This is a genomic window from Microbacterium sp. KHB019 (genome assembly GCF_037285405.1).
Lineage (GTDB): Bacteria > Actinomycetota > Actinomycetes > Actinomycetales > Microbacteriaceae > Microbacterium.
In genome coordinates this window covers 432,922-457,316 of sequence record NZ_JBBDHF010000002.1, presented here as the reverse complement: position 1 = coordinate 457,316, position 24,395 = coordinate 432,922, and the positions used below count along the sequence as shown (strand labels likewise).

The window sequence follows — 24,395 nt, the reverse complement described above, 5'->3', positions numbered from 1 at the left end:
CTCCGGCGCGCGCTTCAGGCGGTCGCGGCGCGCAGGGCGATCTCGATCATGTCGCCGAAGGTCTGCTCGCGCTCCTTCGCCGTGGTCTCCTCGCCCGTGACGATGTGATCGCTCACCGTGCAGATCGCGAGGGCGCGACGCCCGTGGTACGCGGCGAGCGTGTAGAGACCGGCGGCCTCCATCTCGACGCCCAGGATGCCGTGCTGCACGAACGGCTCGGTGAGCTCCGGGCGGGTGCTGTAGAACTGGTCGCTGGAGAAGAGCTGCCCCACATGGACGGCAGAGCTGAGCTCCAGCTGCTCACTCGCCTCGACGGCGGCCCGCAGCAGAGCGAAGTCGGCCACCGGGGCGAAGTCCAGCCCGTGGAACCGCACGCGGTTGATGCCCGAATCGGTACTCGCACCGTTCGCGATGATGAAGTCGCGCACATTCAGCTTCTCGGTCAGCGCGCCGCATGAGCCGACCCGCACGATCGTCTGGACCCCATACTCGCTGAACAGCTCGGTGGCGTAGATCGCCATCGAGGGCTGACCCATGCCAGAACCCTGCACCGAGACTCGGTGCCCGTTCCAGGTGCCGGTGTATCCCAGCATCCCGCGGGTCTCGGAATACAGTTCAGCGTCCTCGAGGAAGTTCTCGGCGATCCACTTCGCGCGCAGCGGGTCGCCGGGGAACAGGACGACGGGAGCGATCTGACCGGGCTCAGCGGCGATGTGTGTGCTCATGACCCCAGGTTATCGAGCCGCTAGTCAGCGCCGACGGCTCACGTCAACCCCCGACCGCATTCTCCGTGCCTGTGACAGGTTGATGGCATGGATGCCGTTGCCGTCGCATCCGCATTCCGGAAGAGGTTCCATGACTGCCATCCACGAACGGGTCCGTCCCGCTCGCCGCGGCATCGCGCGCGGACCGCTGAGTGCTGCAGTCATGCAGAAGCTCCAGCTCGATGACCCCAGAGTTGCCCGTGCTGCCGACGGCGCGGCCGCGTCGCGAGGAAGCGACGACCTCGCGGCGATCGCCGGCGATGCTCTCGCCGCCAGCGACGGCGTCGCGATCGACGACGACATCCAGCTCGCTCTCTTCCTCCTCTACGCCTGCGCCTACGGGTCGCTGGACTGGATCGACCCCGAGTGGGAGTGGCACCCCGAACTCCTCGCCGTTCGCCGGATGATCGAGCGTGCCTTCGAACGCGAGCTGCGCCGTGATGTCGTCGTGGGAGAGACCCCGCCGGCGGACGCCGAAGCCGTCGCCGCCGCGCTCTTCGATCTCACGGCGCCGACCCCTGGCCCGTCTCTCGCCCGATACGTCGCCAAGCGGGCGACGCTCGAGCAGCTGAGGGAGTTCGTGATCCAGCGGAGCATCTACACGCTGCGCGAAGCCGATCCGCACTCCTGGGCCATTCCTCGGCTCACCGGTCGCGCGAAGGTCGCGCTCGTCGAGATCCAGTCCGATGAGTACGGAGGCGGACGCCCCGAGCGCATGCACGCGGAGATCTTCGCCCGCACCATGCGCGGTCTCGGGCTCGACGCACGCTACGGCGGCTACCTCGATCGGGTGCCTGCGGTGACTTTGGCCTCGCAGAACGCGATGTCGATGTTCGGCATCAACCGGTCGCTGATCGGCGCGATCGTGGGTCACCTGGCCGCGTTCGAGATGACCTCGTCGCTGCCGAACCGCATGTACGCCGAGGGCGTGCGCAGGCTCGGCTTCGGCGACGACGTGGCCGACTACTTCGATGAGCATGTTGAGGCGGATGCCGTGCACGAGCAGATCGCGGCGCGTGATCTCGCCGGTGGGCTCGGAGAGGATCGTCCCGAGCTCATCCCGGACATCTTCTTCGGTGCCGCAGCCTGCCTGATGCTCGATGATCGCGCGGCCGACCATATCAGGGGCGCGTTCGAGGCGGGGGAGAGCTCGCTGCGCCCCGAGGGCGATGATGTCTGAGCGCGAGGTGCAGATCACCGCGTGCGCCGATGGGCCGCTCCTCGTGCGCGGGGCTGTTCAGGTCATCGGCGAAGACGGGCAGCCGATCGACAATCCGCGCCGAACGGTCGCGCTCTGCCGTTGCGGCGCTTCGGCGATCAAGCCGTGGTGCGACGGCACGCACAAGCTGATCCACTGACTCAGCGATCCAGCCTCTTCGACATCTCGGTGATCCAGATCGGTGCGAACGGAGAGATGCAGCCAGCAGCGGTCGGGTAGTCGGCGAGCACCTGCAGCTCGTTGCCGATCGCGAGAGCCCGAGGCCGCAGATCGGGAATGCGGATGCCGATGTTCGCCAGTGTTTCGTTCATCGCCCATTGCGGCCGGGTGGGGGCATCCTTCATGTCGCGCTCGATGAGGTCGAGCAGGTGCTCGAGATCGAGGCCCTCCGGCTTCTTCACCACGCGCTCAGAGGTCAGCGACCAGGCGGCCGCGCTCACCGTCGGGTCGGCGTCGCCGAACCAGCGCTGGCGCATCTCCTCGGCGAGGGGCGACTTCTTCGCGATGTAACTCACGAACCACTCATTGACCTTGGGCGCCCTGGTCTCGCGCAGCATCGCGTCGAGCTCGTCGGCCGAGAACTCGCGCGGCTTGCTGATGAGCAGCGCGAGCAGGCGCGGAGCCGTTTCGCCGGTCGCCCAGAGCTCCTTGCCGAGTGCATGGTTCGTCTTGACCTGCTTCGCGAGCGCCCGCATCTTCGACAGGTTGATGCCGTGATCGTCGCCTCGCTTCTCGTTCGCGGCGCGAAACTTCGGGTCCTCGAGTGCTTCGAGTTCGGCGAGCACCTCGGGGACGGTCATCGTGTCCGTCATGAATGCCAGCGTACGCCGCGCCCCTACGTCGAGAATTGCGTTGCGCGTCGAGAATCGTGCTGGCAGGGCGATTCTCTGCGGCAAAGCAATTCTCGGGGACGGCGGCTACTCGTCGCCGACGAGTTCGCCGCGGATGCGGCGCAGATCCTCCATGAGGGATCCGACGAGGATCCAATGACCGGATGCCGGCGGCTTCAGCTGCAGCGGTGCGGTCAGGGCGGGGATGGTCGAGGTCTCGGCCGCGGGCTCAGGGGCGATGTCGGCGATCTGCACGGCGAGCCGCACATCGTGCCCCGCCCGCCGGAGCTGCTCGGCGATCGCGTGCACGGTGGGCTCATCGGCCAGTGTGGCGTCGTAGTGGTCGAAGTACGCCCGCGTCATCCCGATGACCTGCGTCACGATCGGTGACAGCGTGTCGAGCAGGCTGCGCATGTCGGCGATCTCGCCGCGGGCGGCGCGGCGCGGGTTGAGCGTGAGCGATTCCTCACCGGCGGAGATCGATGCCTCGGCCGCAGTCTGCATCGGCCGCAGCAGGCGTGCCTCCACCATCAGCCCCTGCAGCTGGGCGGGCGTCCGCGAACCGAGCAGAGCATCGGCCAGCCGGTCCAGACTCGCGGCGATCTCGGTGCCGAGCAGCCCGAGGTCGCGTCTGGCCGGCCCCGTGAGCACCGGCGGTACGACCAGCGCGTTCACAATCAGACCGAACGCGACGCCGATCAGCGTCTCCAGGATCCGATCGAGCGCGTACTCGGGATTCGATGAGCCGAGAGCGAGGACGAGCATCGCCGAGATCGCGACCTGATTGCCGGTCCCCGGTGTCGCACGGAAGACCCAGGCCACGAGCATCGCCACGACGATCGCCAGCAGCACGACCCAGCTCTGCGGGCCCAGCAGCAGGCTCAGCAGCACGGCGATCACGACACCCGCGATCACGCCGATGCTACGCTCCAGCGCCTTCGCGAACGACTGGTTCACGCTCGGCTGCACGACCAGCAGCGCCGCGATCGCCGCGAACACCGGGAGCGGACCGGGGATGAGCCACGACGATATCAGCCAGGCGCCGAGCGTGGCGATCGCCGACTTCGCGACCTGCAGCAGAGGAGCGCGCTTCGCGCTCCGCACCGCCGCCGTCATCTTCATGTCACCACGGTAGCCCCGGGCAGGTGCCGTCATCGGCAACTGAGGACACCCTTACCCCGTGCTACGTTAGGGGAGGCTTACCAAAGCCTGTCGGCCTTCTGGTCGGCATCCCGACCCTCAGATCTGAAGGAAACGCCCGTGCGTATCTCCCGACTTCTCGCTCTCGGCGCCGCCGCTGTTCTCGCGGCCAGCCTCGCCGGCTGCGCCACCTCCGCCCCGACGAGCACCGACGACGCAGCGGTGGGCTCCAACCCGGCATCCGCCGACGCCTTCCCCGTCACGATCAAGCACGTGTACGGCGAGACGACCATCACGGAGAAGCCGGAGCGCGTCGCGACGGTCGCGTGGGCGAACCACGAGGTGCCGCTCGCGCTGGGCATCGTCCCGGTCGGCATGAGCAAGGTCGCCTGGGGCGATGACGACGACAACGGAGTCCTCCCGTGGGTCGAGGAGAAGCTCGACGAGCTGGGCGCCGAGACTCCCGTGCTGTTCGACGAGGCCGACGGTGTCGACTTCGAGGCCGTCGCCGACACGAACCCCGACGTGATCCTCGCCTCCTACTCGGGCATCACGCAGGAGGAGTACGACACGCTCTCCAAGATCGCTCCGACGATCGCCTACCCGGATGTGGCCTGGGGCACCTCGTACCAGGACATGATCACGATGAACTCGACGGCCCTGGGGCTCGCGGATGAGGGCGAGGCACTGAACGCCGACCTCGAGGCGAAGACGCAGGAGGCGCTCGACGCGCATCCCGCCCTCAAGGACGCCAAGGTCCTGTTCACCTACATCGACCCGAACGACTTCAGCCAGGTGGGCTTCTACACGCCGATCGACACCCGCCCCGGCTTCCTGCTCGACCTCGGCCTGCCCGAGCCGGAGATCCTCAAGGAGAACGAGGCGGCGACCGACTTCTACCTGACCGTCAGCGCCGAGGAGGTCGACAAGTTCGACGACGTCGATCTGTTCATCACCTATGGCGATGACTCGATGATCGTAGCCCTGCAGGCCGATCCGCTGCTCGGCAAGATCCCGGCGATCGCCAAGGGGCAGATCGCTATCCTTCCCGACGCCACTCCGATCGCGAACTCCGCCAACCCGTCGCCGCTGTCGATCCCGTGGGGCATCGACGAGTACTTCTCGATCCTCGAGGCACCGCTGACCGGCAAGTGAGCTCAGCCGCAACAGCTCTGAAGCCGGGCGCCGCACACCTGCGGCGCCCGGCGCTGGTGCGCAGCACCTGGCTGCTCATCGGCCTCGTGGTCATCCTCATCCTCAGCATCCTGTCCGTGTCATTCGGCGTCCGCGCCGTCTCATTCGACGACATCGCCGCCGCGCTGGGCGGACACTCCGACACCATTGCTCAGGGCGCGATCATCAAGCGCATCCCCCGCACCGTGCTCGCGATCCTCGTCGGCGCCGCTCTCGCCCTCTCCGGCGCGACCATGCAGGCCGTCACCCGCAACCCGATCGCGGACCCCGGGATCCTCGGCGTCTCCAATGGCGCATCGCTCGCCGTCGTCATCAGCCTCGCCTTCTTCGGCGCGACGGGTGCATCCACGCAGATGTTCGTGGCGATCTTCGGCGCCGCCGTCGCCGCCGTGTTCGTGTACACGGTCGGATCGCTCGGCCGCGGCGGTGCGACTCCGCTCAAGCTCGCGCTCGCGGGAGCTGCGACCTCCGCCGCCCTCGGCTCGCTCATCAGCGCCGTGCTCCTTCCTCGGGTCGACCTGCTGCAGGCCTTCCAGTCCTGGCAGGTCGGCGGCGTCGGCGGGGCGGAGTGGCCCCGCATCGCGATCACGGCCCCGGCCCTCGCACTCGGCGCCCTCATCTGCTTCGCCTGCTCGCGCGGCATGAACTCCCTCGCCCTCGGCGACGACATGGCCGCCGGCCTCGGCGAGAACGTGTTCCGCACACGGCTCGTCTCGGCGCTCGGAGCCGTCATGCTCGCCGGCGCCGCCACGGCGATCGCCGGCCCGATCGGATTCGTCGGCCTGGTGATCCCGCATCTGTGCCGGACTCTGATCGGAACCGACCACCGCTGGCTGCTGCCGTTCTCCGCCCTGGCGGGCGCGGCGCTGCTGCTCGCCGGCGACATCGTCGGCCGCGTCATCGCTCCGAACGGCGAGGAGATCCAGGTGGGCATCATCACCGCGGTCATCGGCGCTCCCTTCTTCATCTGGATCGTCCGTCGACAGAGGGTGAGGGAACTGTGAGCGCCACCGTCACAGCCTCCGCCGCAGCCACCGGCGTGGAGGCCATCGCGGCCGGTCGCCGGTCGCGCCACCGCCGTCACGCCGTCGCGAGCATCGTGCTCGGCATCCTCGTCGTGGCGCTCGCAGCCACGGCGCTCATGGTCGGCAACACCTTCTACACTCCCGGCGAAGTGATCCGCGTCATCCTGGGGGAGACCGTCCCAGGCGCCTCGTTCACGGTCGGAGAGCTGCGACTGCCCCGAACGGTCCTGGCGATCCTCGCCGGGGTCGCGTTCGGCATCGGAGGCGTCGCGTTCCAGACCCTTCTGCGCAACCCTCTCGCGGCCCCTGACATCATCGGTATCACCGAGGGTGCGAGCGCTGCGGCCGTCGTCGGCATCATCGTCCTCGGCCTGAGCGGTCCGGCCGTCTCGGCATTCGCAGTCGGCGGCGCCCTCGTCACGGCGCTCGCCATCTACCTGCTCTCGAACAAGGGCGGCTTCTCCGGCATCCGCCTGATCCTCATCGGCATCGGCATAGCGGCCATGCTGCAGAGCGTCATCTCCTATGTGCTGTCGCGGGCCGCACAGTGGGACATCCAGACAGCCATGCGCTGGATCGCCGGCAGCCTGAACAACGCGTCCTGGGACGATGTCGCCCCCCTCGCCATCGCGAGCCTCGTCATCCTGCCCTTCCTGTTCCTGCAGGCGCGTGCGCTCGGGATGCTGCAGCTCGGCGACGACTCGGCATCCGGTCTCGGCGTCCGGGTGACTCTCACCCGCGTGCTGTTCATCATCGGCGCAGTGGCCCTCCTCGCCTTCGCCACCGCCGGAACCGGGCCTATCGCGTTCGTCGCGTTCATGGCCGGGCCCATCGCCGCGCGCATCACCGGACCCGGCGCGAATCTGCTGCTGCCTTCCGCGCTCGTCGGTGCGGTGCTCGTCCTCGCCGGTGACCTGATCGGCCAGTTCGCGCTCGGCGCGCGCTACCCGGTCGGCGTCATCACCGGTGTGCTCGGCGCCCCGTACCTGATCTACCTGCTCATCCGCACGAACCGGTCGGGAGGATCGCTGTGACCCAAGCGCACACCCTGGAAGCCGAGGCCGTCACGCTCGGCTACGGCGACCGCACCATCATCGAAGGCCTCGACCTCCGGATCGCGCCCGGCAGGATCACCGCGATCGTCGGCGCGAACGGATGCGGCAAATCGACGCTCCTGCGTTCGCTCGCACGCCTCCTGTCGCCGTCGTCTGGTCAGGTCGTCCTCGACGGGAAGTCCGTGCACTCCCGCCCGACCAAGGAGGTCGCGCGCGTGATCGGACTGCTGCCGCAGTCGCCGATCGCTCCGGAGGGCATCGCCGTCGCCGATCTCGTCGGCCGGGGGCGGCATCCGCACCAGAAGGCGCTCGCCCGCTGGACGGCGCACGACTACGAAGTCGTCGCAGACGCCCTCGAGGCCACCGGCATCTCGGACCTCGCCGACCGCAGTGTCGACGAGCTCTCGGGTGGCCAGCGTCAGCGCGTCTGGATCGCGATGGCCCTCGCTCAGGAGACCGACATCCTGCTGCTCGACGAGCCCACCACTTTCCTCGATGTCGCGCATCAGGTCGAAGTCCTCGACCTGCTGACCGACCTCAGCGTCTCCCGCGGCACCACGATCGTGATGGTGCTGCACGACCTCAACCTCGCAGCCCGCTACAGCGACGAGCTCGTCGCGATGCGGCACGGCAGGGTGCACGCGATCGGCGCGCCCAGCGAGGTCCTGACCCACACGCTCGTCGAAGAGGTCTTCGGCATGGCGAATCAGATCACCACGGATCCGGTCTCCGGCAAGCCGATGGTGACCCCGATCGGAAGGCATCATGTCCGCTAGCACTCGTACCCGTCCGCCGTACGTCCTCGCCCGCGCCGAGGTGCGCGCCGTCGAACGCGTGTCGCCGAACTTCGTGCGGGTGACATTCGGCGGCGGCGAACTCGACGAGTTCGGCACGCCCGGCGACGTCTACGACGCGCGGATCAAGCTCGTGTTCCCCCCGGCCTCCGGCATCCTCCCCGACATCGACCGCGACAACGACGACTGGTGGGGTGCGTATCTCGCCGTCCCGGAGGACGAGCGCGGGTCGATGCGCACGTACTCGATCCGGACGCTGAAGGCGACGGATGCAGGCACCGAGGTCGTCGTCGACTTCGTCCTGCACCTGGCTCCTGGCCTCACCGGGCCGGCCTCCCTGTGGGCGAGCCGCGCAGCGGTCGGCGACGAGCTCTGGATCGTCGGTCCTCGCCGCGGCCGCGAGGACCGCAGCGGGATCGAGTACGCGCCGGGGGAGGCATCCTCTGTCGTCCTCGTCGGCGACGAGACGGCTGCCCCCGCGATCGCGCGCATCCTCGAAGACGCACCGCGCGACATGCGCGGCATCGCGTTCATCGAGGTTCCCGTCGCCTCCGATGTGCTGCCGATCGACGCGCCGACCGGTGTCGAGGTGCACTGGCTGCCCCGAGGGGATGCCGCGCACGGCCTGCGCGTGATCCCCACCGTGCTCGACTACCTGGGCGACACCGGGCACCGTGAGATCACGGTTCAGGATGCCGAGGGCGAGGACCTGGTCTGGGAGACTCCGATCTACTCCGGCAGCGGCGAATCGCTCGGCGCCGCCGTCGCTCACGTCGACCGGTACTTCTGGATCGCGGGCGAGAGCGGCGTCGTCACCACGCTGCGCCGGCACCTGGTCAAGGACCTCGGCATCGACCGCGCGCAGGTGGCCTTCATGGGCTACTGGCGCCGCGGTGTCGCCATGCGCGGCTGAGCACTCCGCAGATCGGGGACGGTGACTGCGCCACGTCGCACCTCCGTGATGTGATGAGGGCATGGATGCCGAGCAGCGGATGGCGCAGGAGACCAGGGCGATCTGGGCCACCGTCGTGTGCTTCCTCGTCGGCGCCCTGGCCGGGACGCTCCTCCTGTGGGGCACTCCGCGGCCTGTCGCCGGTGACGGATCGGTGGGGATTCCCGCCTCGATCGTCGCCGGTGCGATCGCCGCGGCATCCTTCGCCGTCAGCTCGAGGCTGTACCGTCGGGGCGACCACTCGACCATGCCCCGCTGGCAGGTCATCGTCTCGTCGCTGTCGGCCGTCGCGCTGACGATCGCGTTCGCCGGAGTCACAGCGCTCGGCGTGCTGCTCACCACCGAGGTGCTGGGCGTCGGGCTGCAGGGCCTCGAGCTGTCCGCCGTCGGCGGGGGCCTCCTCACGGGTGTCGCCAGCGCCGTCGGCGGGCGCCTGACATTCGAGGCCGGCATCGACCTGCGCACCTCGGATCTCGCGAACCTGCTGTTCGGCTACCTCATCATCGGCACACTTTTCGCGATGATCACCGCTGCCGACCCGCGGTGGTGGGAGCTGAACTTCTCGCAGCTCGGCATCGGCGCCGGGGCATGGGCGTTCAACGGGACGCTCGTGGTCGCCGGCATCCTCATCGCCACCGTCGGCTCGTACATCGGTCGCGACCTCCACCGGATCCACGGCGACGCGGCGCTCGGGCGGATCGCCTGGGTCGTCGCCCTGTGGGCTGCCACCGGGGTCGCGCTCGCCGGAGTCGGGGTGTTCCCGCTCGAGCGGATCGTCGTCGTGCACAACGTCGCGGCGTTCTCGACGCTCGGGCTGTTCGTCGTCGCCGGCATCCTGACCACGACCGTCATGCCCGGCCCACCGCGCGCACTGCTGCTGACGACCGCCGGGGTCGCGTCGCTGATCGTGGTGGCAGTCGTCCTGGCGTTCGGCTTCCGGCTGTTCTCGGTCACGGCGCTGGAGGCGATCGTCATCGGGCTGGCGCTGCTGTGGCTGACGACCCTGGTTCGCATGCTCGCCGTGCTGACGCCGGAGCAGACGCGGCCATCTGCGAGGACATCGCTGCTGCGGGGTTGACCTCCGCGCGCGGATCGGTCTGGCCCCCGGCATCCGTCCCTGTCAGTATCGAGGGAACCGATCCGCAACGGAGGGACGACGATGTCCGACCAGATCTTCATCTTCATCGCGCTGGGGTTGTATTTCGCGGCCATGCTCTTGATCGGATACCTGGCGTTCCGCCGGACCACGGATCATGAGGACTACATGCTCGGCGGGCGGAACCTGCCGCCATGGGTCGCAGCGCTCAGCGCAGGAGCCTCGGACATGTCCGGCTGGCTCGTCATGGGACTGCCCGGCGCGATCTATCTGTCCGGGCTCATCGAGGCGTGGATCGCCGTGGGTCTCACCATCGGCGCGTATCTGAACTGGCTGCTCGTCGCGCCGCGTCTGCGCGCCTATACGCAGGTCTCGCGCAACTCGATCACGGTGCCGAGCTTCTTCGAGAACCGGCTGCGGGACTCCTCACGACTGCTGCGGATCCTCGCCGGCGTCGTCATCCTGGTGTTCTTCACGCTGTACATCTCGAGCGGCATGGTCGCGGGTGGCGTGTTCTTCGAGAGTTCGTTCAACTCCGACTACCTGCTCGGCATGCTCCTGGTCGCCGGGATCACGCTTCTGTACACCCTGTTCGGCGGCTTCCTCGGCGCTTCGTTCACGGACGTCGTTCAGGGCCTGATGATGGTGATCGCGCTGATCGTGGTCCCGATCGCCGCGATCATCGCCGTCGGCGGCTTCGGCGAGGTGGCCACCTACGTCGAAGACCTCGCGCCGAATCACATCTCGGTCATCGGCGGCACGGCTCTGACCGGCGGGACGATCCTGGCGATCATCTCCTCGCTCGCCTGGGGCCTGGGATACTTCGGGCAACCCCACATCATCGTTCGCTTCATGGCCCTGCGCAATCCGGGGGAGGCCAAGTCCGCCCGTCGCATCGGCATGACCTGGATGATCATCTCCCTGGTGGGCGCGGTGTTCTCAGGCTTCGTCGGCATCGCCTACATGGCGCATCAGGGCATCGATCTCACGAACCCCGAGACCGTCGTGCTGGTGATGGCGCAGACGCTGCTGCATCCGTTCGTCGCGGGCCTCGTGCTCGCAGCCGTGCTGGCCGCGATCATGAGCACGATCTCGAGCCAGCTGATCGTCGCATCCTCCGCGTTGGTCGAGGATCTCTTCAAGGTGGTCAAGAAGGAGCCATCTCCGAGGCTGCTGGTGATCCTCGGACGATCGACGGTCCTCGCAGTCGGCGTGATCGCGGCGCTCCTGGCGATCGTGCCGAACGACACCATCCTCGGGCTGGTCTCGTTCGCGTGGGCCGGCTTCGGCGCCGCCTTCGGGCCGCTGATCCTGCTGAGCCTGTTCTGGCGCAAGCTCACGAACTGGGGTGCGCTGGCCGGAATGTTCGTCGGTGCTGCAGGCGTCTTCTTCTGGAAGGCGGTGTGGCCGCAGATGTACGAGCTGCTGCCCGGATTCATCTGCGCGACTGTCGTGGCCGTCGTGGTCAGCCTGCTGACGCATCGAGACGGTTCGGAGCGGCAGAACGAGATCCTGCAGGAGTTCACCGACACGGGAACGCTGCTGACGGTCAACGGTGTGGGGCGCGGCGCGCGCACGGACAGGCAGACGCCTTAGCCGTTCGTTCCTGGGCGGCTGACTCCGCCCAGGAAGATAAGGCATCTGCCCGATGCCCGACGGGTGCCTTAGAGCGGAGTGTGGACTCAGATCACCAGAGGAGTTCACACCATGTACGAGCACTTCATCTACGACACCATCGTCATCGAGCAGGAGCGGTTGGAGCGCGAGCTCGAGCGGCAGCGCATCATCCGCGAGAACCCGGACCGCCTGGTCCGTCGCGAGCGCCGCTTCGTCGCTCGGGTGCGTGCGTGGTTCCGCCGGCACGAGCCGGATGCCGCGGCTGCGGCACTCGCAGCGGACAGTCTGCGCGAGATCCGCGACGAGGTCCCCCAACCCGCGTACGCGCGGTGAGCGTTCCGATCGCGATCACGGGCCCCGATGTCGGAGGTGCGTGGCACCATGAACTGGTGACCGTTCCGATTGACAGCTCGGCAATGGTGGGTCGTGACGCCGACCTCGCCGACCTGCGGCGCGCGTTCGATCGTGCATCCGGCGGCGAGCCATCCGCCGTGCTCATCGAGGGCGAGGCCGGCATCGGCAAGACGAGGCTGCTGCGGGAGTTCCGGGGAGTGGTGTCCGGTGTCGCCGACGTTCATGTCGGCCGCTGCTTCGACCTCGGTGCTGCTCGGTCGGCGTACGGCCCGCTGACCAGCATCCTGCGATCGATGGTCGAGCGGCTCGGCGTCGCTGAGGCCAAGGCGGCGATCGGGGTCGGTGCCGAAGCGCTCCGCATGCTCGTCCCCGATCTGGGTGAGGGCGTCGCCGTCCGAGAGAGCACGAGCCCCGACGCCCTGCGCGACGCGGTCGCGACCCTCATCGAGGCGGCGGCGGCCAAGGTACCGCAGATCCTCGTGATCGAAGACCTGCACTGGGTCGACGACTCCACGCTCGCCATGCTCCTCTACCTGCTGCGGACGCTGCAGGAGGGGCGCGTGCTGCTGCTGATCACCTGCCGCACCGACGATGTGCGGCGCGGCGACGCGGTCAGCCGTTTCATCGCCGAGACCACGCGCGCGCGGGTCATCGAGCGGCTGACACTCGAACGCCTCGACCAGGACGCGACACGTCGGATGGTCGAGCAGCTGTACGGCAGCGAGCTCAGCGAGTCGGCGTTCGAGCGTCTGATGGAGCGCGCCGAGGGCGTGCCCTTCTTCATCGAAGAAGTCGCCTGCTGCGCCGCAGGGCCCCTGCCCGACTCGCTGCGGGACATGCTGCTGGTGCGCTTCGATCAGCTCGACGATGATGCGCGTCACATCGTCCGCATGGTGTCGGGCGCTGAGGGGATGCTGTCGCACACGCTGCTGGCCGAGCTCGCCGGACTGCCGGATGATCGCCTCGATGCGGCGATCCGCGCTGCTGCGCGCAACGGCATCCTGTCGGTGCACGACGACGAGTACACGTTCCGGCACGCGCTGCTGCGCGAGGCCGTCCACGATGACCTGCTCCCCGGCGAACGGGCGCGGCTGCACAGGGCGTACGCGGAGGCCCTCGAGGCGAAGTCGACCGCGCTCGACCGATGCGACCGCTCCTCGCTCGCCCACCATTGGCACCTCGCGCAGGTGCCCGACCGTGCCCTCGTCGCCGCGGTCGCGGCGATGCAGGAGGCCAAGACGAGGTTCGCCTTCGCGTCCGCGGCGCGGTTCGGCGAGCTGGCACTGGAGTTGTGGGAGCAGGTGCCGGATGCCGAGGCTGTCGTCGGCCTGCCGCACGTGCGGCTGATGCGGCAGATCGGGTCGATCCTGCGCAATGCCGGAGTATCGGATCGCGCACTCGTCGTCGTCGATCGCGCACTGGACGAGGTCGACGAGAGCACCGACCCTGCCGAGCACGCCCGGCTGCTGCGCGACAAGGCGCAGTTCCTCTCGAACCTCGCCGTCCCGCTGCCCGGAGCGATGGATCTGTTCCTCGAAGCCCTCGAGATCGTCGATCGCGACGTCGACGACGATCAACTGCACGCCACCCTCCTCAACGGTCTCGCCGGCAAGTACATGCTGGCATCGATGCCTCGAGAGGCGATCATCACCGCGACCCGGGCGCTCGAGATCGCGACGCGCGTCGGCGACGCCCGTGAGATGTCGGTCGCGCACAACCTCCGCGGAACCTGCCGCACCTACCTCGGCCAGCTCGACGAGGCGTTCACCGACTACACCGAAGCAGCACGCCTCGCTCCTCGCAGCAACGGCGGCGCCGAGCTGCGCTACTTCGTCAACTACTCCGACATGCTCGCGCTGCTCGGCCGGCACCGAGAGGCGTTCGAGGTCGCGGAGGCCGGTGTCGCGCGGGCGCGCGAACTCGGTGTGGAGAGGGCCTCCGGCACGCTCATGGTGCAGAACATGGCCGAGCCGCTGCTGACGCTCGGCGACCTCGACGGCGCGACGACCCGGCTCGCGGCGGTGCCGATCGGGCGGCCGCAGGTGCTCAACGACCAGTACGTCATGCTGACTCGCATCAGGGCTCTGGCCTGGCAGGGCGACATCGACGAGGCCGGGCGACTGTACGAGGAGTGGAGCCCAGCGCTCCGCCGCACCGGAGACTTCGAGCGGCAGGCCTGGTACCGCATCGTCGAGAACGACATCGCCCTCGCGGCCGCCCGCGGTCAGTGGCAGGAGGCGCTGAACGCCGTCGTCTCGATGACCGAGTATCAGGGATTCGTCCTGCTGCACGCGTACCGGCTGCTGCTCGAGTCCGGATGGGTGGTGGCCGAGGTCCGCGCCGCCGGTGGAGACGTCGATGGAGCCGTCGCGGCGATCCGCCGGCTCTGGGCCGAGATCCCCGAGACAGTCCGCGACGGCGCCTGGGCGGCGATGCTCGAGGCGATGCTCGACCCGTCCGTCCCGACGCTTCGTTCTGCCGCCGCGCTCGCCGACGGCGAAGACGTCCCCGCCGTCATGCGCGGCGTCACGCGCCTCGAACTCGCGCGCGTGCTGGTCGCCGCCGGCGAGCGGAGCGAGGCGCAGGCCGTGCTGGCGGATGCCGCTGCCGCCGCCGCCGAGATCGGACACGTGCCGCTGCAGCACAGCATCGAGGCCTTCGGCCGCGCGAGCGGGGTGGCCGTGCGGGATATGGGCGGCGGCGGCGACGAGCTCGAGCTCACTGCCCGCGAACGCCAGGTGGTGGACCTCGTCGCCGAAGGACTGAGCAACAAGCAGATCGGTGAGCGGCTGTTCATCAGCTCGAAGACCGCGAGCGTGCATGTGTCGGCGATCCTGCGCAAGCTCGGCGTCTCCACCCGCACCGAGGCGGCCCTGGTCGCTTCGCGACGGTGAGCATGGTCGCTTCGCGACGGTGAAGTCTGGTCGCGCCGCTACAGCACCAGCCGGTACCCCATCCCCGATTCGGTGAGCAGATGCACGGGTTCGGCCGGCGACGCCTCGAGCTTCTTGCGCAGCTGCGACATGTACAGCCGCAGGTACCCCGAGTCCGTCACCTGGTCGCTGCCCCAGATCTCCTTCAGCAGATCCTGCCGGGTGACCAGGGCCCCGGGGTTCCTGGCGAGGTGCTCCAGCATCCGCCATTCCGTCGGAGTCAGATGCACGCGGTGACCGTCGCGGGCCACCGATTTCGAGGCGAGATCGACGACGACATCGCCGAACGACACCACCGATTCCCCGGTCGATCCAGGCGTCCGACGCGACAGCGCCCGCAGGCGCGCGAGCAGCTCGTCGATCTGGAACGGCTTGGTGACGTAGTCGTCGGCGCCGGCATCCAGCGCCTCCACCTTGTCGGCCGACCCCGTGCGTCCGGAGACGACGATGATCGGTGCGTTCGTCCAGCCGCGCAGCGCCTGGATCACCTGGATGCCGTCCAGCTGGGGCATACCGAGGTCGAGCAGGATGATGTCGGGCCGTGCCTGGGCGGCCGAGGTGATCGCGGCTGCCCCGTCGGAGGCTTCGACGACGTCGTAGCCGTGCGCGCCCAGAGTGATCCGGAGCGCCCGGACGAGCTGCGGGTCATCGTCGGCGATGAGCAGCTTCACGACCTCACCGCCGAGACGTCGGGCGCCGACAGCGGCAGCGAGATGATCATCGTCAACCCGCCGCCCGGAGTCTCCTCAGGCAGGAGTGTGCCGCCCATGCCCTCGGTGAAGCCCTGCGACAGGGCGAGCCCCAGGCCGAGACCCGTGGTGTTGTCCGTGTCGCCCGAGCGCTGGAACGGCTGGAACATCGACTCGCGGCGGTCAGCCGGCACACCGTCGCCGTGATCGACGATGCGGATCTCGGCGCGCGCGCCGGTGGCGTTCGTCGACACCGTCACCTTGCGATCGGCGGGCGAGTGCCGATGCGCGTTTGCGAGCACGTTCACGAGCACGCGCTGCAGCAGAACGGGGTCGGCCTGCAGCGGCGGCAACGGGGCGTCGAGGTCCAGCTCGACGTCGGCGGGCCCGAGCGACAGCTCATCGAGCGCCGCGACGACACTGCCGGCGGCATCCACCGGCGCGAGGGAGACCGCGAGGACCCCCGCTTGAACCCTGCTGACGTCGAGCAGATCCGTCACGAGCGCCGACAGCGTCGCCAGGCTCTCGTCGGCGGTGGCGATCAGCTCCTGGCGATCCGATTTCGACAGCCGGCCGTCGTCGCGCAGGCCGCCGACGGCCGCGACGGCCGAGGCGAGCGGACGGCGGATGTCGTGGCTCACGGCCGAGAGCAGGGCGCTGCGCACCTGGTCGGTCTCGGCGAGAGCATCCGCTTCGCGTGCGGTGGCGTCCCGCTCGAGTGCGGCCGCGAGCTGGGCGACGATCACATCGAGCAGACGACGCGACGGCTCGCTCAGCGGACCGCCGTGCAGTTCCAGCAGGGCTTGCGGCGCGCCGGCGCCGCGACGACCGACCGGCACGACCGTCGACCGACCGTCGCGCACGGGCTCGCCGTCCAGGGCGATGACCTCGCCGTCGGACGACACGAGCCGTACGCCGCTCAGGGCGAAGGCCTCGCGCGTCCGGCTCACCAGCGCGAGGACCGCGCTGTCGCCGCGCAGCACGTTGCCGGCGACGGATGCGAGCAGTTCGGCCTCGCGCGTCGCGCGCTCCGCGTCGCGTGCCCGGCGCGCGGCGACCGCGACGATGAGACCGACGATCACGGCGATGATCACGTACAGCGCGAGCGCGACCACGTGCAGCGGATGCGCGATGGCGATCGTGAACGCCGGGGCGACGAACAGCAGATCCAGCGTGATGCCGGAGAGCACTGCGGCCGTCACCGCTGGTCGCAGCCCGCCGATGAGCGCGACGATCACGACCAGAAGCTGGTACGAGAGCACCTCGTACGTGATCGACTGCGGGCTGCTCAGCGCGAACAGCAACCAGGTCAGCAGCGGCCCGAGGATGAATGTCGCGGCGAAGCCCCACAGCTCGCGCCGCCACCCGAGGGCGGCGCCGCCGGTGATGCGGAGGAGCATCGGCGGCTGGGCCGGCTCGCCGAGCGGGAGAGTGCTCATGATGACTGAATCCTAGACTCCGACATGACCGGCACGGTCCTGACCGGGCACGGGACGCGAACGCCGCCCGTAGATCAGCTCCGACGAATCGAGCAGCCACGGCACGAGGGTGATCGAGACGCCGTGCACGAGCATCAGCTGGTTGCCGATGCGGCGCGCACGCCTGTTGTGCAGCAGACGTTCCCACCAGTGGCCGACGATGTACTGCGGCAGATACACCGTCACGACCGACGATCCGTGCTTCTCGCGGTAGCGCTCGATGAACTGCGCGACCGGCTGCGCGTAGGTGCGATACGGCGAGTCGAGGATGACGAGCGGCACGGGGATGCCGTGAGCCCGCCACTCGCGATGCAGCTGCTCGCCGTCCTCGGCGGCGAAGGCCACGTGCACCGCGAGCGTCTTGTCGTGATCGGCCGCGATGGCGTAGTCGAGCGCCTTCAGGACCGGCTTCTGCAGCCGGTTCACGAGCACGATCGCGACGTCTCCGGACGCTCCGAACCGTGTTTCATCGTCGACCGCCACCTCGTGCTCGACGTCGCGGTAGTACCGCTTGACGCCGACCATCAAGACGGCGAGCACCGGGATGGCGAAGAACACCAGGTAGGCGCCGTGCGTGAACTTGGTGACCGTCACGATCACGAGGACGAGAACGGTGAAGACCGCTCCGACCGCGTTGATCACGAGGCCCGAGTGGGCGGATCGCCGCGCCGACGCCGTCGTCGCCGTCTTCCGGCGGAGCGGGCCGCGCAGCATCCGCCGCCAGTGCCGGACCATGCCGATCTGGCCCAGCGAGAACGATACGAACACGCCGATGATGTACAGCTGGATGAGCGTCGTCAGTCGCGCCTGGAACACGATGAGCACGGCGATCGCGGCCAGCCCCAGCAGGATCATGCCGTTCGAGAACACCAGGCGGTCACCGCGGGTGTTCAGGGCCTTCGGTGCGTAGCCGTCGCGGGCGAGGACGGCCCCGAGCAGCGGGAATCCATTGAACGCGGTGTTCGCCGCGAGCAGCAGGACGCAGGCGGTGGCTGCCTGGATGATGAAGAACGGGACGCTGGCGCCGCCGAAGGTCGCGGCGGCCACCTGCGCCATGAGGCTCGGCTGCGGGTTCGCGCAGTCGAAGCCGATGAGGTCGCACGGGTTCTCGGCGTAGTGCACCCCGGTGATGAGGGCGAGCGCGGTGAGGCCGGCGAACAGGCAGATGGCGATCGAACCCATCAGGACGAGCGTCGACTGGGCGTTGCGCACCTTCGGCGTGCGGAACGCGGGGACGCCGTTGGAGACGGCCTCCACACCGGTGAGGGCGGAGCATCCGCTCGAGAACGCGCGGAGGATCAGCAGGATGACCGCGGCCTGGCTGAGACTCTCGGCATGCACGGTGAACTCGGCGCTGGCGGCGACGGGGGCGTCGCCGAGGAAGGTGCGCACGAGACCGGTGACGATCATGACGCCCACGGAGCCGATGAAGACGTAGGTCGGGATCGCGAACACCGTCGATGCCTCGCGGACGCCGCGGAGGTTGACGATGATGATCAGGACGACGAATCCGACCGCCAGCTCCACGCGCCAGGCGTTCAAGCCGGGCAGGGCCGAGATGATGTTGTCGACGCCGGATGCCACGGACACTGCCACAGTGAGGACGTAGTCCACGAGGAGTGCTGCTGCGACGACGACTCCGGGGATCTCCCCGAGGTTCGTGCGCGCCACCTCGTAGTCGCCGCCGCCGGAGGGGTATGCCTTGATGAGCTGCCGGTAGCTGAGCACCACGACGATCAGCAGCACGATGACGGCCGCGGCGACCATGGGGCTGAACGACAGGAACGTCAGCCCGCCGATCAGCAGGATCATCACAAGCTCCTGCGGTGCGTACGCCACAGAGCTCAGCGCGTCGGAGGCGAAGATCGGCAGGGCGCGGCGCTTGGGCAGCAGCTGCCCTTCGACCTGCTCCGAGGTGAGCGGGTCGCCGATGAGGAGCCGTTTCGCGAGGGGCGGGGCATCCGGTGTCTGGTCTGTCACGAATGACGACCGTACGCTCGCGCGGAAGGCGCGGACGGCATCCTCACGGAATCCCTACGCCCCGTTCCCGGATGCTGACGGGATCCTCACGTCTCAGCGGGCGGTCGGCCACTCCTCGGCGAGCAGACCGTAGTTCATGCCGTCCATCCACTCGCCGGAGCGGTGCAGCGCGGTCTTGCGGCTGAACTCCTCCCGGCGCATCCCGAGCCGCTCCATCAGCCGCCACGACGGCTCGTTGTCGGCGAAGCATCCGGCGTGCACGCGGCGCAGGCCCAGCGGGCCGAAGCAGACGTCGATGACGGCGCGCACCGCCTCGGACGCGTAGCCCTTCCCCGAATGCTCAGGGACGAGCGTCCAGCCGAGCTCGGCCACGGTGCCCTTGGCCTGATCGACGACCTCGCGCTGCGCCCAGGCATCGCCGATCTTGAGCATGATGTCGCCGATCACCGAACCGTCGTCGAGCCGGGTGAGGATCAGCGTGGTGGCCAACCGATCCGGGTCGAGGTACAGCTCGTCGAACGCCTCGCGCGTCTGCGGCGCGGGGCCGAGCCAGCGGTAGACCTCGGGCAGCCGGCGGTAATCCCAGACGGCACCGAGGTCGTCTGCGGTGGCCGGCCGGAGCTCCAGCCGGTCGGTGCGCACGGGCCAGATGTCGCTTCGCTGCGATTCGGTCATCGTTCGATCCTACGAGCGGTTCGCCATGCAGCGGCATCCCGTCCGCTCATGACGAACGCACAGCCCGTTCCGATCACGAACCCGTAACGTCGAAGCCATGACGACCATCGAGGTCACCGAAGACGCCATCCGCCAGACCCGTGAGCTCCGCGACGAGTTCCAGCGCTTCCTCCGCGAGTACGAGTTCGGGATGCGCGAGGTCGAGACGAAGATCTCGATCCTGCGGGACGAGTTCCTGCACGATCACTCCTACAACCCGATCGAGCACGTCAAGAGCCGGCTGAAGACTCCGGACAGCATCGTGGAGAAGATCGCACGCAAAGGCATCGAGGAGCCGGACTTCGAGCGCATCCGCACCGAGATCACCGACATAGCCGGCGTGCGGGTGACCTGCAGCTTCGTCGCGGACGTCTACCAGCTGTTCGATCTGCTCACCCAGCAGGACGACATCACGGTCCGCGCCGTCAAGGACTACATCGCCGAGCCCAAGGCCAACGGCTACAAGAGCCTGCACGCGATCATCGAGGTTCCTGTGTTCCTCTCGACCGGTCCGCTGCTCGTGCCCGTCGAAGTGCAGTTCCGTACGATCGCGATGGATTTCTGGGCGAGCCTCGAGCACAAGATCTACTACAAGTTCGCCAACCAGGTCCCGTCGCACCTCGTCGACAGCCTGACCGACGCCGCCGAAGCCGCGTCCGAGCTCGACGCCCGCATGGAGCGACTGCACCGCGAGGCGCACGGCGTTCCGCGCCGTCAGTTGCTGCCGCCCCCGCCGCCGCCCCGCGTCGTGCAGGTCTAGTTGGTTCGCCGCTTGAGAACGCTCAGGCCATGAACTCCCGCACGGCGGTCACCATCGCCGTCACTCCGACCTCGATCGTGGGGTGGGGAACGGGGGCGAAGTACGCCGAGTGGTTGGTGGGGATCGATGCGGCCAGCGTGCCCGCGGCCTCCGCCGCCGCGTAGGTCGCCGCATCCACCCCGCCCCAGAACCAGAACACCAGGGGAGCGCCGGCATCCCGCGCGAACCACGACACGTCCTCGCTGCCGGTGAACATGCCGGGGTCGATGACGGTGCCCTCGCCGAGCACGCGGGTCAGCGCCGCCGTGACTCGGGCCGTGGCATCCGCGTCGTTGATCGTCGGGGGCAGCGTGTGCTCGGTGTGGAACTCTGGTTCGACCTCGGCTCCGGATGCCGTCGCCTCGGCCCGCACGATGCGCTTGACCGAGGCCATCACCTTCTCGCGCGTCTCGTCGTCGGGGTAGCGCAGGCTGAGTTCGAGTGTCGCATCGGCCGCGATGATGTTGCTCTTCGTGCCGGCATGGATCGATCCGACCGTGACGACGCCGACCCCTTGCGGGTCGAGCTCGCGCGACGCGATCGTCTGCAGACGCATGACGGTGGCCGCGGCCATGACCACCGGATCGATCGTCGTGTGCGGACGCGAACCGTGCCCGCCGCGGCCGTGCATCGTGACCCGGATGCCGTCGGCCGCAGCCATCTGCGGGCCTGGACGCACGCCGATGATGCCGGCCGGCAGGGGAGTGACGTGCTGTCCGAGCACGATGTCGGGCTTCGGGTAGCGCTCGAGCAGTCCGGCATCCAGCATCGCGCGGGAGCCGGCGCCGTACTCCTCGGCGGGCTGGATCAGCACGACGAGCGTCCCCGACCACGAATCCCGTTCGGCGACCAGTCGCTCGACGGCGCCGATCATCGCGGTGACGTGCATGTCGTGGCCGCACGCGTGCATGATCGGGACGGCGTGGCCCGCCGGGTCGATGCCGGTCGCCGTGCTCGCGTACGGGAGTCCCGTGAGCTCCTCGACGGGGAGGGCGTCCATGTCGGCCCGTGCCCAGACGACAGGGCCGTCGGCGCGCCGCCCTGAGCCCGTCGAAGGGTTGCGGAAGACGCCGACGACGCCCGTGATGCCGACGCCCTCCTCGACCTCGAGTCCGAGATCACGGAGGTGTCCGGCCGCGATGCCGGCCGTGCGCGTCTCCTGGAAGGACAGCTCGGGGTGCTGGTGCAGGTCGGTGTACAGCGCTTCGAGGTCGATGCTCATGGCCCGACTCTAGACCTGCGGCGGCCACGACCTCAGGCGCTGCGCGAGTAGCTCGACAGCTCGGGGCCGGGGTTCAGGACCGAGTTCACGATGGCCCGGATCGCGAACTCGCTGGTCTCGCCGAGTTCGACGACTCCCGGATGCAGCAGCCATTGCAGCTGCAGGCCGTCCATGACGGCCAGGATGGCGGCGGATGCCGCGGCCACCGTGGCGGGTTCGGCCACGCCCTGCTGCGCGCACAGCTCCGCGAAGGCGTCGGTGATCTCGCGGCGCAGCGTCGTGTAGCGCTCCTCGAAGAACCCGCGCGCCGGGTGGTCGTCGGTGATGGACTCCGCCGACAGCACGGTGTAGGCCTGCACGATGCCCGGCCGCTGCGCATTGACGAACGCGGTGCGCACGAGGTGCAGGAAAAGCTCAGGTCCGCCGGGGATATGCTGCTCGTCGAGGTCCTGCACGTCGGCCTGGTCGCGGTAGGCGAGCATCTCGAGCAGCAGATTCTGCTTGGACCCGAAATGGTGCAGGATGCCGGCGTGCGTCATGCCCACCTGCTCGGCCACGTCGGCGAGCGTCCCGTTCGCCGAGCCCTTGTTGCCGAAGATCTCGACGGCGGCTTTCAGGATCTCGGTGCGCTTCCGCCTCGTCGCGGGGCGCGTGCGGGTCTGGCTCTGTGCATCAGTGGCCACAGCATCCCCCTTTTCTGGCGAGTGTAACGGTCTGGCAACCGTCGCTTGCAAAGCTTACTTACTTGTCGGTAATCTCACTGCAGTTTACTTTCTCATGAGTAAGCTAATCAACATCCCGGCACTCCAGCCCTCACACAAAGACCCGTGTCCTAGGAGAAGCAATGAAGCTCAGCAGATCTCTGATCGCCGTCGGTGCGATCACCGCCCTCAGCGTCGGAGCCCTCGCCGGCTGCTCGACATCCGGCACCACCGACAACGGTGATTCCGGCGGCGCAGGCACCGCGGCCCTGACGATCGCCAAGCCCGACGGAGCGATCACCACCGAGTCGCACAACCCGTACCTCGGCGACTCGTCCGCCTCGAAGTACGGCTACGCGAAGGTGATCTTCGAGCCGCTCGCGCTCGTCAACCCGACCGGTGACCTGAGCACCACCCCGTGGCTGGCCGAATCGGTCGAATGGAACGACGACTACACCGAGCTCACCGTCGTGCCGCGCAGCGGTGTGAAGTGGAGCGACGGCGAGGACTTCACCGGCGAAGACATCGTCTTCACCTTCGACCAGTACCTCAGCGGCAAGCTCGCCGACTCCTCCGGCCTGCACTACGAGGGCTCCACCGTCGACGGCGACAAGATCACCCTGAAGTTCGCCGACTCGAAGTTCACCGCCCAGTCCCGCGTGCTGCACACCCCGATCGTCCCCAAGCACATCTGGGAGAACATCGAAGACCCCAACACCGACCCGCTGACCGGCGAGGGCCTCGCCGTCGGCACCGGCCCGTACGTGCTCGACAACTGGACCACCGAGTCCGTGACCCTGAAGGCGAACGAGGACTACTGGGGCGGCGAGCTCGCCGTGCCAGAGCTGCACTACGTCTCCTACGGCGACAACGCCGCGCTGACCACGGCCCTCGCGTCCGGCGAGGCCGACTGGGCACAGGCGTTCCTCCCGCAGATCAAGGAGAGCTACCTCGACGTCGACCCGGACAACAAGTTCCTCGTCTCGCCGACCGCCGGTGCCGGCACGCTGTTCATGAACATGCAGACCAAGCCGTTCAACAATCCCGCCCTGCGCGAAGCGCTCGCCTGGACGATCGACCGCCAGGCGTACGTGGATATCGCCCGCGAGGGCGCGAGCGAGGCGGTCTGGAACGTCACCGGCCTCGGCACGCTCCTCGAGGACGAGATCGTCCCCGAGTACAAGGACGTCAACTACTCGGTCGACGTGGACAAGGCCAAGGACATCCTGACCGACGCCGGCTACACCTGGGAGAGCGACAAGCTCATCGACCCCGACGGCGAGGCCGTCTCGTTCTCGATCTCCGTCCCCGCCGGATGGAGCGACTGGAACACCGAGCAGGCCCTCATCGCCGAGGAGCTCGACGAGGCACTGGGCATCGAGGTCAAGGTCGACCAGCCCGACTGGGGCGGCTGGGATGCCGCGCGCCAGGAGGGCACCTTCCAGGCGATCATCCACTGGCTCGAGGACACCGGCAACGTGTACGGCCTGTACACCTCGACCATGGACCCGAAGTGGATCGTGGACGGCAAGGCCCAGTACAACTTCGGCCGCTTCGACGACCCGGCTGTCACCGAGGCGCTGAACACCTACGCCAACGCCTCCTCCGACGACGAGCGCGCTGCCGCATCCGAGGTCATGCAGAAGGCGTTCGCCGAGAACGTGCCGGCGATCCCGCTCGGTGCGCACCCGTTGCTGGGTGAGTTCAACACCCGCAACTACGTCGGATGGCCGAGCGAGGACGACCAGTACGCCTCCGGCGACCCGACGCAGCCGGGCATCGTCCAGGTCCTGACGAACCTCGAAGCGAAGTAAGTCGCGACGGATGGATGCCGGGGCC

The 24,395-nt window shown here is 68.6% G+C and carries 21 protein-coding genes and 1 pseudogene; 13 read left to right on the top strand and 9 right to left on the bottom strand.

Features of this window, described 5'->3' with window-relative positions; all coding sequences use genetic code 11:
• Positions 1-14: 14 nt before the first annotated feature.
• On the bottom strand, positions 15-725 hold the full coding sequence (gene deoD / locus KHB019_RS08590) for a purine-nucleoside phosphorylase (RefSeq protein WP_337458672.1): 711 nt from the start codon (positions 723-725) through the stop codon (positions 15-17).
• Between the two features lie 130 nt (positions 726-855).
• Here deoD and KHB019_RS08585 point away from each other — a divergent pair, with 130 nt between their 5' ends.
• Together KHB019_RS08585 and KHB019_RS08580 are read left to right on the top strand one after the other, a co-directional pair.
• Positions 856-1,944, top strand: a complete 1,089-nt coding sequence (locus KHB019_RS08585; protein WP_337458671.1) for an iron-containing redox enzyme family protein — start codon at positions 856-858, stop codon at positions 1,942-1,944.
• 7 nt (positions 1,945-1,951) lie between these two features.
• Positions 1,952-2,122 (top strand): CDGSH iron-sulfur domain-containing protein, encoded by a 171-nt coding sequence (locus KHB019_RS08580; RefSeq protein ID WP_325471009.1) that lies wholly within the window; start codon positions 1,952-1,954, stop codon positions 2,120-2,122.
• 1 nt (position 2,123) lies between these two features.
• On the opposite strand, the gene KHB019_RS08575 is transcribed toward KHB019_RS08580, so the two are convergent.
• Together KHB019_RS08575 and KHB019_RS08570 are read right to left on the bottom strand one after the other, a co-directional pair.
• Positions 2,124-2,795 carry a DNA alkylation repair protein gene (locus tag KHB019_RS08575; protein WP_325471008.1) on the bottom strand — a complete coding sequence of 224 codons (672 nt, stop codon included), beginning with the start codon at positions 2,793-2,795 and terminating at the stop codon, positions 2,124-2,126.
• Between the two features lie 105 nt (positions 2,796-2,900).
• The gene (locus KHB019_RS08570) at positions 2,901-3,935 is read right to left on the bottom strand and encodes an FUSC family protein (protein ID WP_230101792.1); all 1,035 of its coding nucleotides are present in this window, start codon (positions 3,933-3,935) and stop codon (positions 2,901-2,903) included.
• A gap of 138 nt (positions 3,936-4,073) precedes the next feature.
• Here KHB019_RS08570 and KHB019_RS08565 point away from each other — a divergent pair, with 138 nt between their 5' ends.
• From KHB019_RS08565 to KHB019_RS08525, 9 genes are all read left to right on the top strand, one after another.
• Entirely contained in the window at positions 4,074-5,108 is a 1,035-nt protein-coding gene (locus tag KHB019_RS08565; protein WP_337458670.1) for an iron-siderophore ABC transporter substrate-binding protein, read from the top strand.
• A complete protein-coding gene (locus KHB019_RS08560) occupies positions 5,105-6,151 on the top strand; it encodes a FecCD family ABC transporter permease (RefSeq protein ID WP_230101790.1) in 1,047 nt (348 codons plus the stop codon). The genes KHB019_RS08565 and KHB019_RS08560 overlap by 4 nt, the downstream gene beginning before the upstream one ends.
• Complete coding sequence (locus KHB019_RS08555; protein ID WP_230101789.1) at positions 6,148-7,206, top strand: FecCD family ABC transporter permease; 1,059 nt, start codon at positions 6,148-6,150, stop codon at positions 7,204-7,206. Before KHB019_RS08560 ends, KHB019_RS08555 begins: the two co-directional genes overlap by 4 nt.
• A complete protein-coding gene (locus KHB019_RS08550) occupies positions 7,203-8,003 on the top strand; it encodes an ABC transporter ATP-binding protein (RefSeq protein WP_230101788.1) in 801 nt (266 codons plus the stop codon). The genes KHB019_RS08555 and KHB019_RS08550 overlap by 4 nt, the downstream gene beginning before the upstream one ends.
• Positions 7,993-8,934 carry a siderophore-interacting protein gene (locus tag KHB019_RS08545; RefSeq protein WP_337458669.1) on the top strand — a complete coding sequence of 314 codons (942 nt, stop codon included), beginning with the start codon at positions 7,993-7,995 and terminating at the stop codon, positions 8,932-8,934. Before KHB019_RS08550 ends, KHB019_RS08545 begins: the two co-directional genes overlap by 11 nt.
• Positions 8,935-8,995: 61 nt before the next feature.
• Positions 8,996-10,051, top strand: a complete 1,056-nt coding sequence (locus tag KHB019_RS08540) for a DUF998 domain-containing protein (RefSeq protein WP_337458668.1) — start codon at positions 8,996-8,998, stop codon at positions 10,049-10,051.
• Between the two features lie 81 nt (positions 10,052-10,132).
• Positions 10,133-11,665: a sodium/proline symporter PutP gene (gene putP, locus KHB019_RS08535; RefSeq protein WP_337458667.1), complete on the top strand. Its 1,533-nt coding sequence runs from the start codon at positions 10,133-10,135 to the stop codon at positions 11,663-11,665.
• Positions 11,666-11,776: 111 nt separating this feature from the next.
• Complete coding sequence (locus KHB019_RS08530; protein ID WP_337458666.1) at positions 11,777-12,019, top strand: hypothetical protein; 243 nt, start codon at positions 11,777-11,779, stop codon at positions 12,017-12,019.
• Between the two features lie 56 nt (positions 12,020-12,075).
• A complete protein-coding gene (locus tag KHB019_RS08525) occupies positions 12,076-14,934 on the top strand; it encodes a helix-turn-helix transcriptional regulator (RefSeq protein ID WP_337458665.1) in 2,859 nt (952 codons plus the stop codon).
• Positions 14,935-14,972: 38 nt separating this feature from the next.
• On the opposite strand, the gene KHB019_RS08520 is transcribed toward KHB019_RS08525, so the two are convergent.
• The 4 genes and pseudogenes from KHB019_RS08520 to KHB019_RS08505 form a co-directional block, all read right to left on the bottom strand.
• Positions 14,973-15,644, bottom strand: coding sequence for a response regulator (locus tag KHB019_RS08520; RefSeq protein WP_337458664.1), 672 nt, complete (start codon positions 15,642-15,644; stop codon positions 14,973-14,975).
• Positions 15,641-17,059: pseudogene (locus KHB019_RS08515) on the bottom strand (sensor histidine kinase); the annotation flags it as partial. The pseudogene KHB019_RS08515 and the gene KHB019_RS08520, both read right to left, overlap by 4 nt.
• 54 nt (positions 17,060-17,113) lie before the next feature.
• A complete protein-coding gene (locus KHB019_RS08510; RefSeq protein ID WP_337458663.1) occupies positions 17,114-19,120 on the bottom strand; it encodes an APC family permease in 2,007 nt (668 codons plus the stop codon).
• Positions 19,121-19,213: 93 nt separating this feature from the next.
• On the bottom strand, positions 19,214-19,795 hold the full coding sequence (locus tag KHB019_RS08505) for a GNAT family N-acetyltransferase (protein WP_337458662.1): 582 nt from the start codon (positions 19,793-19,795) through the stop codon (positions 19,214-19,216).
• A 97-nt stretch (positions 19,796-19,892) separates the two neighbouring features.
• Here KHB019_RS08505 and KHB019_RS08500 point away from each other — a divergent pair, with 97 nt between their 5' ends.
• Positions 19,893-20,594, top strand: coding sequence for a GTP pyrophosphokinase (locus tag KHB019_RS08500; protein ID WP_230101779.1), 702 nt, complete (start codon positions 19,893-19,895; stop codon positions 20,592-20,594).
• A 22-nt stretch (positions 20,595-20,616) separates the two neighbouring features.
• Here KHB019_RS08500 and KHB019_RS08495 read toward each other — a convergent pair whose 3' ends face one another.
• Together KHB019_RS08495 and KHB019_RS08490 are read right to left on the bottom strand one after the other, a co-directional pair.
• On the bottom strand, positions 20,617-21,855 hold the full coding sequence (locus KHB019_RS08495) for an amidohydrolase (RefSeq protein ID WP_337458661.1): 1,239 nt from the start codon (positions 21,853-21,855) through the stop codon (positions 20,617-20,619).
• Between the two features lie 32 nt (positions 21,856-21,887).
• A complete protein-coding gene (locus tag KHB019_RS08490; RefSeq protein ID WP_230101777.1) occupies positions 21,888-22,538 on the bottom strand; it encodes a TetR/AcrR family transcriptional regulator in 651 nt (216 codons plus the stop codon).
• Between the two features lie 161 nt (positions 22,539-22,699).
• Between KHB019_RS08490 and KHB019_RS08485 the strand changes: the two genes are divergently transcribed.
• Positions 22,700-24,370: an ABC transporter substrate-binding protein gene (locus tag KHB019_RS08485; protein WP_230101776.1), complete on the top strand. Its 1,671-nt coding sequence runs from the start codon at positions 22,700-22,702 to the stop codon at positions 24,368-24,370.
• Positions 24,371-24,395: the final 25 nt, after the last annotated feature.